General features: G+C 74.1%; 13 protein-coding genes and 1 pseudogene. 5 read left to right on the forward strand and 9 right to left on the reverse strand.

What is annotated here, in order from left to right:
* Nucleotides 1-8 precede the first annotated feature (8 nt).
* The 4 genes from ACFVU7_RS14665 to ACFVU7_RS14680 form a co-directional block, all read right to left on the reverse strand.
* Nucleotides 9-1,616, reverse strand: coding sequence for a M4 family metallopeptidase (locus tag ACFVU7_RS14665; protein ID WP_388045251.1), 1,608 nt, complete (start codon nt 1,614-1,616; stop codon nt 9-11).
* Nucleotides 1,617-1,705: 89 nt separating this feature from the next.
* Nucleotides 1,706-2,965 carry a phophatidylserine decarboxylase associated domain-containing protein gene (locus tag ACFVU7_RS14670; RefSeq protein ID WP_388045252.1) on the reverse strand — a complete coding sequence of 420 codons (1,260 nt, stop codon included), beginning with the start codon at nt 2,963-2,965 and terminating at the stop codon, nt 1,706-1,708.
* A gap of 167 nt (nt 2,966-3,132) precedes the next feature.
* Nucleotides 3,133-3,303, reverse strand: a complete 171-nt coding sequence (locus ACFVU7_RS14675; RefSeq protein WP_388045254.1) for a hypothetical protein — start codon at nt 3,301-3,303, stop codon at nt 3,133-3,135.
* A gap of 10 nt (nt 3,304-3,313) precedes the next feature.
* Nucleotides 3,314-4,930, reverse strand: coding sequence for an SMI1/KNR4 family protein (locus ACFVU7_RS14680; RefSeq protein WP_388045255.1), 1,617 nt, complete (start codon nt 4,928-4,930; stop codon nt 3,314-3,316).
* A 247-nt stretch (nt 4,931-5,177) separates the two neighbouring features.
* Between ACFVU7_RS14680 and ACFVU7_RS14685 the strand changes: the two genes are divergently transcribed.
* A complete protein-coding gene (locus ACFVU7_RS14685; protein ID WP_388045256.1) occupies nt 5,178-7,844 on the forward strand; it encodes an NACHT domain-containing protein in 2,667 nt (888 codons plus the stop codon).
* A 33-nt stretch (nt 7,845-7,877) separates the two neighbouring features.
* Here the strand turns inward: ACFVU7_RS14685 and ACFVU7_RS14690 are convergent, their stop codons facing one another.
* The gene (locus ACFVU7_RS14690) at nt 7,878-8,792 is read right to left on the reverse strand and encodes a hypothetical protein (protein WP_388045257.1); all 915 of its coding nucleotides are present in this window, start codon (nt 8,790-8,792) and stop codon (nt 7,878-7,880) included.
* Nucleotides 8,793-8,915: 123 nt separating this feature from the next.
* Here ACFVU7_RS14690 and ACFVU7_RS14695 point away from each other — a divergent pair, with 123 nt between their 5' ends.
* Both ACFVU7_RS14695 and ACFVU7_RS14700 read left to right on the forward strand, forming a co-directional pair.
* Nucleotides 8,916-10,139, forward strand: coding sequence for a glycosyltransferase (locus ACFVU7_RS14695; RefSeq protein ID WP_388045259.1), 1,224 nt, complete (start codon nt 8,916-8,918; stop codon nt 10,137-10,139).
* A 95-nt stretch (nt 10,140-10,234) separates the two neighbouring features.
* Nucleotides 10,235-10,849 carry a TetR/AcrR family transcriptional regulator gene (locus tag ACFVU7_RS14700; RefSeq protein WP_049653081.1) on the forward strand — a complete coding sequence of 205 codons (615 nt, stop codon included), beginning with the start codon at nt 10,235-10,237 and terminating at the stop codon, nt 10,847-10,849.
* Between the two features lie 50 nt (nt 10,850-10,899).
* Here the strand turns inward: ACFVU7_RS14700 and ACFVU7_RS14705 are convergent, their stop codons facing one another.
* On the reverse strand, nt 10,900-11,133 hold the full coding sequence (locus ACFVU7_RS14705; RefSeq protein WP_388045262.1) for a ferredoxin: 234 nt from the start codon (nt 11,131-11,133) through the stop codon (nt 10,900-10,902).
* Nucleotides 11,127-12,335 carry a cytochrome P450 gene (locus tag ACFVU7_RS14710; RefSeq protein ID WP_388045264.1) on the reverse strand — a complete coding sequence of 403 codons (1,209 nt, stop codon included), beginning with the start codon at nt 12,333-12,335 and terminating at the stop codon, nt 11,127-11,129. Before ACFVU7_RS14710 ends, ACFVU7_RS14705 begins: the two co-directional genes overlap by 7 nt.
* Before the next feature lie 259 nt (nt 12,336-12,594).
* Here ACFVU7_RS14710 and ACFVU7_RS14715 point away from each other — a divergent pair, with 259 nt between their 5' ends.
* Complete coding sequence (locus ACFVU7_RS14715) at nt 12,595-13,221, forward strand: class I SAM-dependent methyltransferase (protein ID WP_388045266.1); 627 nt, start codon at nt 12,595-12,597, stop codon at nt 13,219-13,221.
* Nucleotides 13,222-13,311: 90 nt separating this feature from the next.
* Complete coding sequence (locus ACFVU7_RS14720; protein ID WP_388045268.1) at nt 13,312-13,953, forward strand: nucleotidyltransferase domain-containing protein; 642 nt, start codon at nt 13,312-13,314, stop codon at nt 13,951-13,953.
* Between the two features lie 35 nt (nt 13,954-13,988).
* Here ACFVU7_RS14720 and ACFVU7_RS14725 read toward each other — a convergent pair whose 3' ends face one another.
* Both ACFVU7_RS14725 and ACFVU7_RS14730 read right to left on the reverse strand, forming a co-directional pair.
* Complete coding sequence (locus tag ACFVU7_RS14725; RefSeq protein ID WP_388045574.1) at nt 13,989-15,152, reverse strand: Fic family protein; 1,164 nt, start codon at nt 15,150-15,152, stop codon at nt 13,989-13,991.
* 255 nt (nt 15,153-15,407) lie between these two features.
* Nucleotides 15,408-15,857, reverse strand: a pseudogene (locus ACFVU7_RS14730) (alcohol dehydrogenase catalytic domain-containing protein); the annotation flags it as partial.
* Nucleotides 15,858-15,865: the final 8 nt, after the last annotated feature.

The following is a 15,865-nucleotide window of genomic DNA, read 5'->3' on the forward strand; positions in this document are numbered from 1 at the left end:
GATGGGTGTCAGCTGTTCACGTTGACCGCGGACCAGGTGTCGGCGACGGCGGTGACGGTGGCGCTGTCGGGGCCGAAGAGGTCGGCGGCGGCCTGGAGGGTGGCGGCGCGGACGCCGGAGTAGTCGGTGGTGGAGGTCATGTAGGTGGTCAGCGCGCGGTACCAGATCCGTTCGGCGTCCGCCCGGCCGATGCCGGTGACGACCCGGCCGTCGACGGTGGGGCTGTCGTAGTCGTAGCCGTTGACGGTCTTGGGGCCGCTGCCCTCGGCCAACAGGTAGAAGAAGTGGTTGGCGGGGCCCGAGGAGTAGTGGACGTCGAGGCCGGCGATGCCGTCGTACCAGTAGTCCGGGGAGTGGCCGTCCTTGGAGGGCTGGTCCAGGTAGCGCAGCGGGGTGCCCTTGCCGTCGAGGTCGAGGTGCTTGCCCATCAGGTAGGCGGGGACGTCGGTGGGGTTGTCGGCGTGGAAGGAGACCGCGGTGCCGAAGATGTCGCTGGTGGATTCGTTGAGGCCGCCGGACTCCCCGGTGTACTCCAGGCCGGCGGTGGCGGACGTGAGTCCGTGGATCATCTCGTGGGCGGCCACGTCGAGTTCGGTCAGGGGCTTGGCGTTGCCGGGCCCGTCACCGTAGGTCATGCAGAAGCACTTGTCGCTCCAGAAGGCGTTCGTGTAGTTGGAGCCGGCGTGGACCCGGCTGTAGGCGCCGACGCCGTCGCCGCGGATGCCGGTGCGGCCGTGGACGTCCTGGAGGTAGTCCCAGGTCTGGGCGGCGCCGTAGTGGGCGTCGACGCCCGCGGTCTCGTCGTTGCTCTGGTCGCCGCTGCCCCACCGGTCGGTCTGGTTGGTGAACAGGTCTCCTCGGCCCTTGGCCTCGTGGTGCATGTCGTAGGTGCGGTGGCCGCCGCGCGCGGTGTCGTTCATCTCGTAGCCGAGCAGGGTGTGGGTGGTGCCCAGGGGCACCGTGCCGTTGTACTGGCCCTGGCCGATGCCGGTGTGCACGGCCTCGTAGGCGTACAGCTGCCCGCCCGTGGTCGCGTCGGTCACGACGTGCCGCTCGCTCGGGGTTCCGTCCTCCTGCGTCGCCTCCAGCACCGACTCCCAGGCCAGTGCCGGGGTTCCGGCGGCGGACCAGACGACCAGGCGTGGGGGCAGCGTGGTGTGGAGCGACTGCGCCACCTGGGTAGCCGGGACCACCGGCGTGGTGCTCGGCACGCCGATCGACGCCCGGTGGGCGCGGGTGTCCGACAGGGCGCCCTGCCCGGTGCGGTGGACGACCAGGTCGCCGCCGAGGACCGGCAGCGCGGCGAAGGTGCGGTTGTAGCGGAAGTGGACGGTGCCGTCCGCGTCCTGGGCGGCGTCGACGGGCTTCAGGACCTCGCGCGGGTCCAGGTGCAGCGCCTTCGCCAGCTCGACGGCGATCCGGGCGGCCTCCTTCAGCAGTTCGGCGTGCTCCTGCGGGGACAGCAGCGCTCCGGCGCCCGCGGCCCGTACGGCGCCGGGGGGTGTGTGAGCGGACGCGTCCGCAGGCTGTGCGCCCGTCAGGGCCACGGCGGCCAGGACCGCGAAGGCGGCGGCCGACCGGGTGGACCGGTGGCGTGCGCGGTGGGGGTTCGTCATCCGCAACGGGGGCTCCTCGGTGGTGTTCTCGGTCTTGGCGGGCCGGTGGTGCCGACCGGGCGCGAACGACCGGTCGGCACCCGAGGGGGTCAACCAGCTTTGGCGAGGGGGGCGTTGGTGGCGACCTGGGGGTCGTCCTCGGGGTCGACGTCCTCGCTCGGCTCGACCGTGGGCTCCACGTCGCTGCCCGGCTCGAAGGCCATGAAGTGGGTGGATCCGCCGTAGCTGAAGTAGCCGAGCTCGTCGCCCTTCCGCACCTCCTGGTCCTCGCGGACCACAGGCGTGACCGAGGAGATCTCGCCGATGCCGACGGCCGCCAGACAGACCATGCCGATACGGGGAGCGGTGCTCTCGATGAATACCAGGGCACGCGTACTGGACGCGGCCGCGCCGCCGAACGACACCCCCTGAGGCACGGGACCCGACCCGTCCAGCTCGGCCGTGCCGAACACCAGGCCGGGGACGACCTCCACGTGCCGGACCACGCCGTCGACCGGCGCGTGCCAGCGGTGGTAGCCGGTGGCGGGGAGCACCAACTGCAGGACGTCGCCGCCGACGAAGCGGTCCGTGTAGGTGCTGTTGTTGAGCGTCTCCGCCAGGGAGAAGGTCTGGCCCTTGAGGGTGAACCCGGCGTTCTTCCCCACCTTCCGCTCGTGGCGCACCAGGGTGCCGTCGCTCGGCGCGAGGACCGCCGTCGGTTCGGTGGAGACCGGCCGGGCCCCGGGCTTGAGCTTGCGGTGGAAGAAGTCGTTGAACGACGCGAAGCCCCAGTGCTCGCCGCCGCGGTCGGGGATCTCGTAGTCGTCGAGCCGGTGGCGTTCGACGGAGTACGGGGACAGCCAGCCGTTGTCCGCCTCGGTCAGCACGGAGCGGCTCGCGGGGCTGTCCAGGAACACGCACCACTCGCGGAGGACCTGCTGGAGCGCGGAGTTGAACGCCGGGGTGCGCAGGAGGCTCTCGCCCGCCTTCGTCAGCGCCAGGTTCGCGAACAGCGCGGACAGCGGGAAGAGGATCCGCTCCTCGGACTTGGCGCGGTACTCGGGCGCGGTCGTGATGATCAGGTCCACGCACTGGAGCAGGTGGCCGACGCCCTGGATCGGCTGGAGCGCGCGCGGGAGCTGCTCCAGCGTGCCGGCCACCAGCGACCGGGTGTTCCTGTCGGTCTCGATCAGCTTCTCCATGGCCGCAACGGCGGGGCTGTGCGGCCCCGTTCGCGCCTGGGCGCGGTCCGCGAGGTCCGCCAGCCAGACGTCGACGGCCCGGCGGTCCTTCGGCAGGTAACCGGCGACCCGCCCGAACGAGGCACGGTAGCGGGCGTCGGTCACTGCGCCCGTGAGATCTCCGAGCATGCTTTCCTCCGTCATGGCATTCGATCGGTGACGATCCGGCAGGATTCCTGGCCAGTCTCGGCCGGGCCCGCCGGGGCGGGGCCGGGAATCACGGCCCGACCGGAAAGAGAACCCGAAAGGACGAAGGAGATCGGTAATCTGCTCAGCTGATATGCGAGTTGAGCCGTTCAAGGATGTCGCGCCGCGGGCCACGGCCCGGCGGTGACCAGGTCCTCCATCCGCGCCAGGTCCACCTCGGCGGCGCCGGTGACCAGCCGGTAGCCGCCCCGGTCGTGCCCGGTCACCGAGTCCGGGCTGTCCCCGATGCGCAGGATCCTGCGCAGCCGGTGGATGTGCACGCGGCCGCTCTCACCCGCCGTCAGGAGCGAGGGTCCCGGTGACGGTGAACGGCTCCCCGACGAACCGGCCGAGTCGTTCGGCCCAGGCCAGCGCCACGTCATCGGGCACCTCCGCTCCGGCCAGGCGGGCGGCGGCCAGGGTGGCCGGGAGTGCGCCCTGGTCCAGCAGGACGGCCCATTGGCCGGCGGTGAGGGCCAGGTAGCGCAGGTCGGGGCGCTCGGCGAGCGCGGTGAGGTTCCGGACCTCCGCCCGGGAGAGGTCCAGGCCGCGGAGGTTCGGGACGGTGCGCAGTGGGGCGATGTCGACGGGCCCGGATGTGGCGAGGTCGAGGGCGGTCAGGTGCCGGTGGCCCGCGAGCGGCGCGAGGTCGCCACCGTGCAGGGTGACGCCCAGGAACTCGACGGGCAGCTCCCGAAGCGGGGACAGGTCCTCGACAGGACGGCGGTGGAGTTCGAGGCGCCGCAGGTGGGGAGCGGCGGTGAGCGGGGTGAGGTCCATGAGCCCACCGGGGGCGTTGCAGTGGATCAGGACGGTCTGAACGCCGGGCGGGACGTCCTGAGGAATTCCGTCCGCCACCAGCTCGGGGCTGGAGCCGAATTCACGTGGGCCTTCCACGAACTCGATGTAGTCGACCTCGTCCTCCTCCACTTCGTAGGCGTCCCGCTCCAGCAGGTCCACATAGCGGGCGAGGAGTGAGGTGACGGAGTCGCAGACGTAGAGCGGCCCGTCGTAGTAGTCGCGGCCGATCTGGATCACCTGGCCGGGACGTCCGGACCGGGCCGGGGACATGTCGACCGCCAGGTAGTTGCCGTCGTCGGCGGTCGCGAACGGCAGCCAGCCCGGGTGCTCGTGGCAGCGCCGGACGGTGTCGAGCGGCTCGGCGTCGAGGACGACCGAGTCCCAGGAGGTCTCCCAGCCGGACCACACCGGCTCCCACAGGTTCGCGTTGACGGCGACCAGGCGTGCCAGGGGCATCCAGGCGAGGCTGCCGAAGAGGCCGATCGCCTCGTCTCCGCTGCCGTCGGCGATCAGGTAGAGCGCTCGCAGGTCGGCGGGCAGCGGCCGGCCGAGCCGGCGCTCGGCGTCGTCGAGTGCCGTGGTGGTCACCGGCGGTGGCAGCCTCTCGGCGTGTCCCAGGATGTCGGCACGCCGCTCCAGGTAGGCCCGCAGCCGGGTGACCGCGAGATCCGGATCGCCCGCCGGGGCGGCGCCGCTCTCCTCCTGGGCGAAACCCGGCTGGGACAGCCGACAGTCGTGGTCCAGGACGGCCAGGAACCCGGGACGGGCATCGTGCAGGCGGGAGACGACCTGCCGGGACGCCGTCAGGGCAAACGCGCCGGACGGCCGGCACCGTATCTCCAGATTCGTGCGCTCCCAACCGCGGGCCGCGCCCACCGCCGCCGTCACGTCGTCCAGGCCCTGGAAGATCGCGGCCCCGTGGACCGGCCGCGGCTTCTCACCGGCGATCGTGTACCGACCGGAGACGCCCAGGCCGAACAGGCCTTGGCGGCTGGCCAGCACCGCCTCCGTCCATCCCTCGGGTGCGTTCGCCGCGATGCTCTCGGCCACCCGCGCGACGCCCTGCTCCACCTGCTCGGCCATGCTCTGCTCCGGTTCTGTCGACACTGCCGGTGATCATCTCAGGGGGCTCTGACAGACCCGTGGGCCGGAGTGCCGGGCGCACGGGCTGGGTGAAACCGGCCGGCCTGGTGCTCTTCCGGCCGAGTACCTCCCCTACCGGTTCGGGCCGGGCCCGTCCGCCCGGCCCGGATCGGAACCGCGGGAGAACCGACGGTCCGTCGAACAGGGTGGACGGGCCCTGGTAGAAAGGGAGTTCGCGCGGCAGCGGTCGACACAGGGGCGGAGCCGGGGAGTGGTGGAATTCGAAGACGGCCACGGGCCCACGAACATCCGGAACGTCGTCACCGACAGTACGGTCCACTACCTGGTGCAGATCGGTGTGCTCAACGGGGAGCTGCACCTCACCGTGCCGCCCCGGGCCGTGGCGGCGGAGACACCGCTCGGCCTCGCCGAGGAGCGGCTCGCCCGCAGCCTGCTGTACCAGTGGCGGGCCGAGGCCGACGCCTGGGACATGGCCGACCCCGAACCGTTGGCCGTCCGCTGGGTGCACAGCCGCACCGCGCTCGCGCCGGGGGCCGAACTCGGCGGGCGCGGCGACCGGGTCGGCACGATGGCGGAGGCTCTGCTGGGACTCGACCACCGCCGCCTGCTGATCCTCGGCGGGGCCGGCGCGGGCAAGACGACCCTCGCCGTGCTGCTCACCCTGGAGCTGCTCGCCCGCCGGCTCACCCGCGGCGAGGACGTCCCGGTGCCCGTCATGCTCTCGCTGGAGTCCTGGGACGCCGAGCGGGTCAACTTCCACGACTGGCTGGCCGGCCGGATCACCGAGGAGCACCCCGGTCTGCCCCGGGTGGACGGGCTCCACCCCGCCCGCCGACTGGTGAGCGAGCGCCGCCTGCTGCCCGTCCTGGACAGCCTCGACGAACTGCCCGAGCACCGGCGGACCGCCGTGCTCGGCGCCCTCGGACGCCAACTGGGCCAGGAGGGCGGGGTGGTGCTGATCTGCCGGACCGAGCCCTACCGCGAACTGGTGGCCACCCAGCGGGACGTGCTCCGGGTGGACTCGGCGATCGAGGCGCTGCCGCTGGCCCCCGGCGACGTCGCCTCCTACCTGCACCGGGCCCGGCAGCCCTCGCGCGCCGCGCAGTGGGCGCCGCTGCTCGCCGAACTCCGCACGGCGCCCGACAGCCCGGTGAGCCGGGCACTGTCGACGCCGCTGATGGTCTGGCTGCTGCGGCGCGGGTACGAGCGGGCCCCGGCGGACCCGGGCGAGCTGCTGGACCGCGGGCGCTTCGCGACCGCCTGGCAGGTGGAACAGCACCTGCTCGACCGGATCGTGCCCGCCTCGTTCCCCCCGCTGCCGCCGGCGCCCGACCGCCTGCACCCGCCCCGGCGGTGGGAACCGGACCGGGCCCGGGCCTGGCTGTCCTTCCTGGCCCGGCTGATGAACCGCCAGGAGACCGCCGAGCTGGCCTGGTGGCGGCTGTTCGGCGCGCCACTGCCGCGGGCGCTGGCGGCGCCCGCGCTGATCGTGGTGGGGATCGCCCTGTCGGTGCTGATCGACCTGGGGCTCGGGGCCGTCGGGGGCTCCGGCCACCCCTTCGGCTTCGGCACCGCCGTGGGCCTCGGCGTCGCCCTCGCGGGCCTGGTCCGCACGGCCGGGCAGGGCTGGTTCGGGGACGAGACCTCGACACCCCGACGGCGGGTCAACCCGCTGCGCTTCGCCGGGGCCCTGCGCTCGGCCGGCCGCAACGGGAGGCTGGGCCGGGCCTGGCGGCTCACGGTGGTGATCGGCGGGCCGCCGGTGATCCTCGCCCTGGTCGTGCTCCAGCTCCTGGCACCGGCGGAGGAAGGTCTCGCACTGGTGGCGGCGGTGCTGCTGTCCGCCTATCTGATGGTCGCGTTGGCGGCCCCCTCGGACACCGTGGACGCCGCGACCCCCGACTCGCTGCTGCGCTCGGAGCGGACCTCGGTCCTGGTGACGCTGCTCGTCCTCGCACCGCTGCTCGCCGCCGGGATCGGGCTGATGGACTGGTCGCGGACCCACCTCTACCGGTACCACCAGGTGGACTGGTCCTACCCGCTGGCGACCTGGTGCGGGGCGGGCGCGACGTTCCTGCTGCTCAGCCCGTGGAGCCGGTGGCTGCTGGCCCGGTGCTCGCTGGCCCTCGTCGGCCGACTGCCCTGGCCGCTGATGACCTTCCTGCGGGACGCCCACCGGGCCGGCCTGCTCCAGCGCACCGCCGGGACGTACCGCTTCCGCAACCTGCGGCTCCAGCAGCACCTGGCCGCCAAGGCCGGGCCCCGCTCGGGAGGCCAGGGAGGTCAGGGAGGTTCGGGGGCCGCAGGGGTCCCCGCGCCCCGGGCGACGCCGGACGGAGCGACGACGGTCGCGACGGGTCCCCTCGCCGACCTGACCCTGCCCCCGGCCTCCACCTGGCGCGGCCTCACCGTACGGCGCGACCCGGACTCGTACCTGCTCACCGGCCGCGTCCGCGCCGTCATGCTGGCGCACTGGGGCCCGCTCGGCGCCCTGCTGGGCCTGCACCTGGTCCGGATCACGGTGAGCGGCACCTGGGACCGACTCGACTCCTGGAAGCCGATCGTCGGCGTGCCCGCCCTCGGCCTGCTGGTGATGCTGATCAGCCTCCTGCGCCGGCGGCACATCGAACTGCACATCACCGACACCTTCATCGCCGCCCGGACGGGCCGGCACCGCTGCCGCTACGAGTGGCGCGACGTGGACGAGGTCGCCGTCCGCCGGGTGCACCTCCGCGGCCGTGACACCCCCGTCCACGGCATCCACGTTCGGCCGCGGACGGGAGCGCCCCTGCCCCCGGCCCGCTGGCGGGGGCGGGACGGGTGGTACCTGGTGCAGCCGATGAACGTCGTCCGGACCCTGCCTCCCGACCTCACCGAGGCGCTCGCCGAGCTCTCCGGCGGGCGCTGGCGGCCGTGACGCGGGCCAAGGGCCGGAGAGGGCTCTGCCCGGCTACGGATGGCAGGGGCTCTGGCCGAGCACGTAGCAGCGCAGGTCGACGTCCTCGGGCAGGACGGGCGCGGTACCGGGAAGGGCGACGGCGCCGACCGTGACGATGAACGTCCTGGTCACGGCGTCGCTCCCCTTCTTGTTCTGTGGGGCCTGGAAGAGCAGGTAGCGGGCCGACAGGTAGTCAGCGACGGTGAGGTGGGGGCGGGCGAGGAGGTCGAGGGCGGCGGAGTGCAGGACGGCGCTGTCCCGCGGTGTGGGAGTGGCCGAGTAGACCGGCCTGCCGCCGGTCTCGATCCGGGAGGCGTCCAGGCCCCGGGCCGCGTAGCGGGCGACGAGTTCGGCGTCGGCGCGGTGCGCGGCCTCACCCCGCAGGAGGCGGTTGCCGGCGATCCGCCGCCCGTCCGGCAGGAGCACCCAGTTCTGGAGGGTGTCGCCCTCGACGCCCTCGGCGGCGAAGCGCCGCTCGGCGAGACGGCCGTAGCGAAGCATCGCTTCCGAGGCCGGGGTCGCCAGGCCCCCGGTGTAGGCGCGCGTGGCCTGGTCCCACTCCGCGCCCTCGCGCAGACGGCCGACCTCGCCGAGCCGGTCGAAGTTGGTGTCGCCCTCCCGGATCGGGGTACGGAAGCGCTCCGGGTTGAAGAAGGCACCGGCAGGGCCGGGAGGCGGGCCCATCGCGACGGCGAGACGGTAGCGCCAGTCGACCAGCCGCTCGTGGACGGTGGCCAGCGCGGCCGCCCGGGCCGGCCGACCCGGGGCGGTGTCCCACAACTGGGCCAGCAGGTCCGCCGCTTCGGTGGCGGCGGCCGCCTGCTCGGAGGCGAAGGCGCGGGCCTTGGCCTGCCGGGCCGGGTCGGCGAAGCGCAGCGCGAGCGGGCTGGTGGGGAAGTCGCCGGGGGTGATCGGTGCGGTGGGCATGGCTCTTCTCTCCTGATACGCCCTCTTGGGCCGGGCTCGGACGAACCGGCCTCACGTGGACGGAGGCTCCCCCTCCGGGGCCAAGCCTGGATCAACACCGGCCCCGGCGTGGAGAATTGCCCCATGCGTATTCTGATCGTCACCACCGGCTCCCGCGGGGACGTCGCACCGTTCACGGGCCTGGGCCGGCGTCTGGTGGACGCCGGGCACCGGGTGGCCGTGGTCGCCCATCCGACCTTCGCGGCGCTGCTCGAGTCCTGCGGCCTGGAGCACCGGCCGCTGCCGGGGGATCCGGAGGAGCTCATCCGGGCCAGGGCCCGCGCGACCTCCCCGGAGGAGATCCGCGCGCTGATGACCGCGTTCGTGGACGGGCTCGCCGACGGCGTGGCGGACGCCGTCGCGGGCGGGGCCGACCTGCTGCTCACCGCCTTCGCCCCGTCGCCGCTCAGCCTGACGGCGGGGGACGCGTACGGTGTGCCCGTCCTCGGCACGTACCTCACGCCCGCCTTCGCCACCACGGAGTTCCCGCTGCCCGGCCCCGCCGGCGGCGCGGACCTGGGACCGGAGGGCAATCTCGCCGCCGGCCAGGAGCGGCTCCGGGGCGCGGACCGAATGTTCTCGAGTGCCGTGGACCGGATGCGCGAGCGCCTCGGCCTTCCCGGCACGACGTCGCCGGAACCGGTCGGGCACACCCGTCCGGTCGTCCACGGTTACAGTCCCGTGCTGCTGCCGCGCCCGGCGGACTGGCCGGCCCCGGTCGACGTGGCGGGCTTCTGGTGGCCCGCGCGGCCGCTCGGCTGGCAGCCTCCGGGCGACCTGGTCGACTTCCTCCAGGCCGGTCCGGCCCCGGTGTTCATCGGCTTCGGCAGCATGGCCCCCGGGGAGGGCGAGCGGCTCGGCGAGCTGGTGACGGCCGCGGTACGGCGGGCGGGGGTGCGCGCGGTGGTCCAGGCGGGCTGGGCCGGGCTGGAGGCGGCGGGTGACGGCGTGTTCTGCGTCGGCGACGTGCCCCACGACTGGCTGTTCCCCCGCACGGCCGCCGTCGTCCACCACGCCGGGGCGGGCACCACGGGCGCCGCGCTGCGCGCCGGGGTCCCCGCCGTACCGGTGCCCGTGATGGCCGACCAGCCGTTCTGGGCGGCCCGGCTGCACCGGCTGGGAGTGGCCCCGCAGCCCGTACCGTTCGCCGACTTGACCGCCGAGCGCCTCGCCGCCGCGATCACGGCCGCTCTGGCCGAGCCGGTCCGCCGCCGTACGGCCGCCGTCGCCGGGCTCATGGCGGGCGAGGACGGCGCCGGTGCCGTCCTGGCCCACGTCGCCCGGATCGCCGAGGCCCCTGGCCGCTAACCCCGGCAGCTGAGCCTGGACGGTCTGACACCCGGCCAGGGCACGCGCCCCGGACGGCCGGCGGCGGTCCACCCACTCTTGGATAGGCTGCCGGGATGATCCCCGACGCCCCCCGGCTGCTGCGCGCCGACGCCGCCCGCAACGCGGAAAAGATCATCCGGGCCGCCCGGGAGGTCTTCACCGAACAGGGCCCCGACGCCCACCTCGACGACGTGGCGCGCCGGGCCGGTGTCGGGGCCGCCACGCTGTTCCGCCGCTTCCCCGACAAGGCCGCGCTCCTGCGGGCCGTACTGGACCAGGGCTTCGGCGAGCGCGTCCGGCCCGTCATCCAGTCCGCCGCCGACGACCCCGACCCCGCGTCCGGGCTGGCCCGGGTGCTGGCGGCGGCCCTGGAGTCGGTGGCCGGCGACTACAACGTCCTGGCCGCCGCCCGCGCCGCCGGCGTCCTGACCCCGGCGACCGGCGAGGAGTTCTTCGCCGCCCTGGACGCCCTCCTGGCGCGCGGTCAGAGCGCGGGCGTGATCCGCGCCGACCTCGTGCCCGACGACCTGCACCGCATCGTCGTCATGCTGGTCTCGGTGCTGTGGACGATGGACCCCCGCGAGGACGGCTGGCGCCGGTACCTGGCCCTGGTCCTCGACGGCCTCTCCCCCGCCGGGGCCCGCCCACTGCCCTGCCCCGCCCCCGCACTGCACTCCCGCACGCCCTGACGCCCCGCCTGGTGTCGGCGGCCCCGCCGGGCCGCCGACACCACCGGCCGTCAGCGCGCCGGATCCAGCCGGAGCGCCGAGGCCGGGCACCTGGCGGCCGCCTCCCGGGCCTCTTCCGCCGCCCGTCCGACGGGCTCGGCGGCGAGCACGACGACCTGCCCGGCCTCGTCCTGGTCGAACACCGACGGCGCGGTCACCGCGCACTGCCCCGACGACACGCACCGCGAGGTGTCCGCCACCACCCGCACGGTGGCCTGCTCGCGCTGCCGCTCCCCGTTCACCACAGGACCGGGACCTCGCCGAGGCCGCCCGCCAGCCGTTCGGAGTGGTCGCGCAGGCTGTGCGCGTCCACCGCCAGCCGCAGGCCGGGGAAGCGCCGGAACAGCGCGGTCAGCGCGATCTGCATCTCGGTGCGGGCCAGCGCGTTGCCGATGCAGTAGTGGCCGCCGTGCCCGAAGGCGAGGTGCGCGTTGGGGGAACGCGACGGGTCGAAGGCGTCCGGCTCCTCGAACGCCCGGCCGTCCCGGTTCGCGGCGTTGATCGCCACCAGCACCGCCTCGCCCTTCGCGATCGCCGTCCCCGCGAGGGTGACGTCCTCGCGGGCGTAGCGGGTCAGGCCCAGGGCGCCGGGCGCGGCCATCCGCAGGACCTCCTCCACGGTGGCGCGGGCCGACCCCTCGGGGTCGGCGGCGAAGCGGTCCCGCCGGCCGGTGTCGCTCAGCAGGAACAGGACTCCCAGGTCGATCCGGGCCGAGGTCGTCTCGTGGCCCGCGAACAGCAGTCCCACCGCCAGGCGGGCCATCTCCTCCTCGGTGAACGAGGGGTCCTGCGCCTGTACGGCCAGGATGTCGCTGATCACGTCCTGGCCCGGCCGCTTGCGCTTCTCCTCGGCGATGGCGGACACGTACGCCTCGAACTCGGCCATGGCGGCGGCCCCGTCGGCCCCGCCGTACAGCGCGGCGATCCGCTCGGACCAGCCGCGCAGCAGGCCACGGTCCTCGACCGGCACGCCCAGCAGCTCGCAGATCACCATCACCGGCAGCGGGAACGACAGGTGGTCGTGCAGGTTGACGGCGCGTCGCGGATCTCCCGAGCGCTCCTCGTCCATCGCGTCCAGGCAGGACGCGGCGAGTTCCCCGATCCGCTCGCCCAGCCGCCGCATCCGCGGCGCGCTGAACGCGGGCGCCAGCATCCGGCGCATCCGCGTGTGCTCCCGGTCCTCCTCCTCGGGCGAGGGGGCGGGGCGCGTGTGCAGCGCCGAGGACGAGATCCTCGGGGCGCCCTCGGTGTCGGGGCGCAGCCGGGAGAACCGGGTGTCGCTCAGGATCTCCCGGGCTTCCTCGTAGCGGGTCACCAGCCAGGCCGGGTCGCCGGCGGGTGTCGTCACCCGGGCGATCGGGCCTTCCTCGCGCAGGCGCGCGAGCAGCGGCGCCAGGTCCAGGGCGTTGGGGCGCTCGAAGGGTAACTGCGGTGCGGGGGCGGTCATGGTCTCTCCTCGCCGGCCGAAGGGCCACAAGAGCAGTGAACGCTTGACGGAGCCGTGCTCTCCTTGCCCGTCCGGACCAGGGCGGACGAGTGCCCTTCCGGCCAACAAGTGAGAGTCGACTCTCTCTTACTGGGAGCGTAACACCACCGGCACGCACAGTCAGCCTCCAGAACGCTGCCGGGAGGAGGGCACCCGTCGAGGCCGGCGGCAGCCGAAATGCTGTCGCTCCGCCGGTCAGGGACGGCTACGGTGCGCCGTTGTGGATGACGAAGACCCGAAGGACCTGGTCCGGCGTGGATACGACCTGCTGTCCGCGCATTACGAACGCGCGTTCAACAGCGAGACGAAGTACGGATCGTGGATCGAGGAGTTGCTCGGGCGGCTCCCGGAGGCGGGCACGGTGCTGGACGTGGGGTGCGGGACCGGAGTCCCCGTGGCCCGCTCCCTCGCCGCAACAGGGCGCCGTGTCACGGGCGTCGACATCAGCGACGTCCAGATCCGGCGGGCACGGGAGCTGGTGCCGGAGGCCGAGTTCATCCGGGCGGACGCCACGACCCTGGCGTTCCCGCCGGGGACCTTCGACGCCGTGGTCTGCCTGTACGCGCTGATCCACATTCCGGTCGGGGAGCAGCCGGCCCTGCTGGGGCGGATCGCCTCGTGGCTACGGCCGGGAGGCTGGCTCCTCGTCACCACCGGACACCAGGCCTGGACCGGCACCGACGAGGACTGGCTCGGCGGCGGGGCCGCGATGTGGTGGAGTCACGCGGACGCGGCGACCAACCGGTCCTGGCTGCTGTGCGCCGGCCTGGAGGTGGCGCACGAGGAGTTCGTCCCCGAGGGCGACAACGGCCACGTCCTGTTCTGGGCGCGGCGGCCCGTGAGCTGACGGGCCGTGCGGGGCCGTGGCAGAGCGGAGCGGTCGCGGGATGTACGCCGCCCACAACCACGGCGGGCCCTCCGCTGATAGGTTCCAGCGATGAGCGAGCAACTGCCCGACGGCGGCGTCGAACTGTCCCCCGACGAGATCGAGGCCCTCCCCGCCAGGTGGTCGTCCTGCTGGACTCCGGGTGAGGTCGCGCAGCGGTTGGCCGGGATCGGCACGCCCTGGTACGTGGCCGCGGGGTGGGCGCTGGACCTGTTCCGCGGCAGGCGGACGCGCGCTCACGGGGACATCGAGATCGGGATTCCGGCCGCGGGCTTCCCCGAGGTCCGCGACCGCTTCCCCGGGTACGCCTTCGACGCGGCGGGCAGCGGCCGGATCTGGGCGGACGCCGCGCCGGAGGTACTGGCCGCCGTCCACCAGACCTGGCTCCGCGATCCGGCCACCGGCGACTACCTGCTCGACGTGTTCCGCGAACCGCACGACGGCGACACCTGGATCTGCCGGCGCGACGAGACGATCCGGCTCCCCTACCGCGAGATCATCCACCACACCCGGGACGGCATCCCGTATCTGGCCCCCGAACTGGTCCTGCTGTTCAAGGCCAAGCACGTCCGCGAAAAGGACCAGTCGGACTTCGACGCGACCGTCCCGCACCTGACCCCGGCTCAGCGCGAGACCCTGACCGGCCTGCTCACCCGCGTACACCCGGGGCACCCCTGGCTCGCGGACCTGTAGCCGCCCCCACTGCGCCCCGTGTCAACTGCCGCCGGTCACTGAGCGGCGGCGCGGCTCTGCCTGAGGTGGATCTCGACGGAGCGGCACAGGCTCAGCGCGTCGTGCGGGTCGTCGGCCCGGTAGCCGAACCGGCGGATGAGCAGCACCGAGTCGAGGGTGACGCCTGCGCGGGCCAGCACGAACAGCAGGGTGAGCAGGGCGGCGCGGGCGTTGCCGTCGTCGAACGGGTGGAAGAAGCAGACATCCAGGTAGACCCGGGCCGCCCTCGCGGCCAGCGGGATCCGGCCGTCGGCGGCCTGCGCCAGGCACGCGTCGAGGCGGGCGCGGGTGTCCGGGCCGATCCCGTAGCGCTCCTCGCCGCCTTTGGCGAAGGCGGGGCGGGTGCGCAGCGGCGGCGGCTCGGGGGTGCCCAGCACGTGCTGCTGCCAGCCGCGCAGCAGCTCGAAGTCGAGCACGGCACCACGCGCCGCGTCGGCCCGCACCAGCTCCAGTGCGGTGAGCAGGCCGGCGGCGCGGGCGGGGTCCACGGCGGCATCGAAGAAGCGGAAGTCCTCCGCCGCTCCGTCGCGGGCGGGGGTCACCGGCCCGCTGTCCGTGCCGTCCTCGCCGTCGGCGCCGTCCGACCACGGCACGCTCTCGCGCACGGCGAGCCAGCGTTCCAGGTGGTCCGGGAGCTCGCCCGGGTCCGGCGACCAGTAAATGTCCTGCGGACGCAGTGGGCCGACGAGTCGCTCCGCGACCTCATCGGCCAGGACGGTGTCGGGTGCGGTCCAGCTCTTGAACCGGCCGCCGACCGCCTGTCGAACCAGTCGCTCGGCCGGCTCGGGGGCGACGCCCCAGTAGCCGAGGAACCACTCCAGGACCTGCCGGCAGTGCCCGTACCAGCCGCTCTCGGCGCCCGTCCGGTCGGCCACCTGCAGGATCAGGTTGCGGGCGGCGCGCTCCCACAGGATCCGGTCCGCGTCCAGGGTCTCCGGGTCCAGGGGGTAGGCCTCGAACCACTCCGCGAGCCGCTCCAGCCAGTCACGCCACTCGCACAGCGCCGCCACGACCCGGTCGAGGGTCTGCTCCGGGGTGGTGATCGAGTGCGATCCGCAGCACCAGTTCCCGACCGGCCCGCCGTCGACGTCCCCCTCGCCGAGCGACCAGCGCCACCCGGCCGCCCAGCGGCCGTAGCGCTCCATCAGCACGTGCGTCATGGCGTCGGACCAGGGTTTGGCCACCTCCCAGGCCCAGTTGACCCTGGTCAGATCGATGGCCGGGTCAAGCCGGGAGGGCACCCGCCGCGCCGGCCCGAGGGAGCGGATCACCCCCGCCACCGAGGCGGGGTCGAAGGGGTGGTCGGCGGGGTCGACGTCGTCCCAGGTCAGGTCTGTGGGGTGGAGCGTGTTGAGCACCGGGTCAGGGTGCCACGGGGCCCGGGGGCGCGAGCAACACCTTTTCCCGCACTCCACGCTGCCGACGTTGCCCGAGGCGCCGTTGACGAGGAGCACGGTGCCGCCGACCACGCCCAGCCGGTCGAGGCCGCGCGCCGCGGTCTCGAGGGCGGCGGGCAGGGCGGCGGCGGCGGCGAAGCGGACGGACGCGGGCAGCGGCGCCCAGTACGACAGCACGGCCAACTCGGCCTGGGCGCCCCCTCGTTCGGACAGGCCGACAACGCGGTCGCCGACGGACACGTCGGTGACGCCCTCGCCGACCTCGTCCACGACACCGGCCGCCTCGTGTCCCAGCGTCTGCGGCAGTTCCTCGTCCATCAGGCCCGCGCGCTTCTTCCAGTCGCTGGCGTTGACGCCGGCGGCGCGTACCGCGACGCGGATCCGGCCGGGGCCCGGGTGCGGGTCGGGAAGGTCCACGACCTCCAGGACCTCGGGGCCGCCGAAACGGCTGAACCGTACTGACTTCATCGTGGACT

Origin of the sequence: Kitasatospora sp. NPDC058046 (assembly GCF_042885595.1) — a bacterium.
Taxonomy (GTDB): domain Bacteria; phylum Actinomycetota; class Actinomycetes; order Streptomycetales; family Streptomycetaceae; genus Kitasatospora.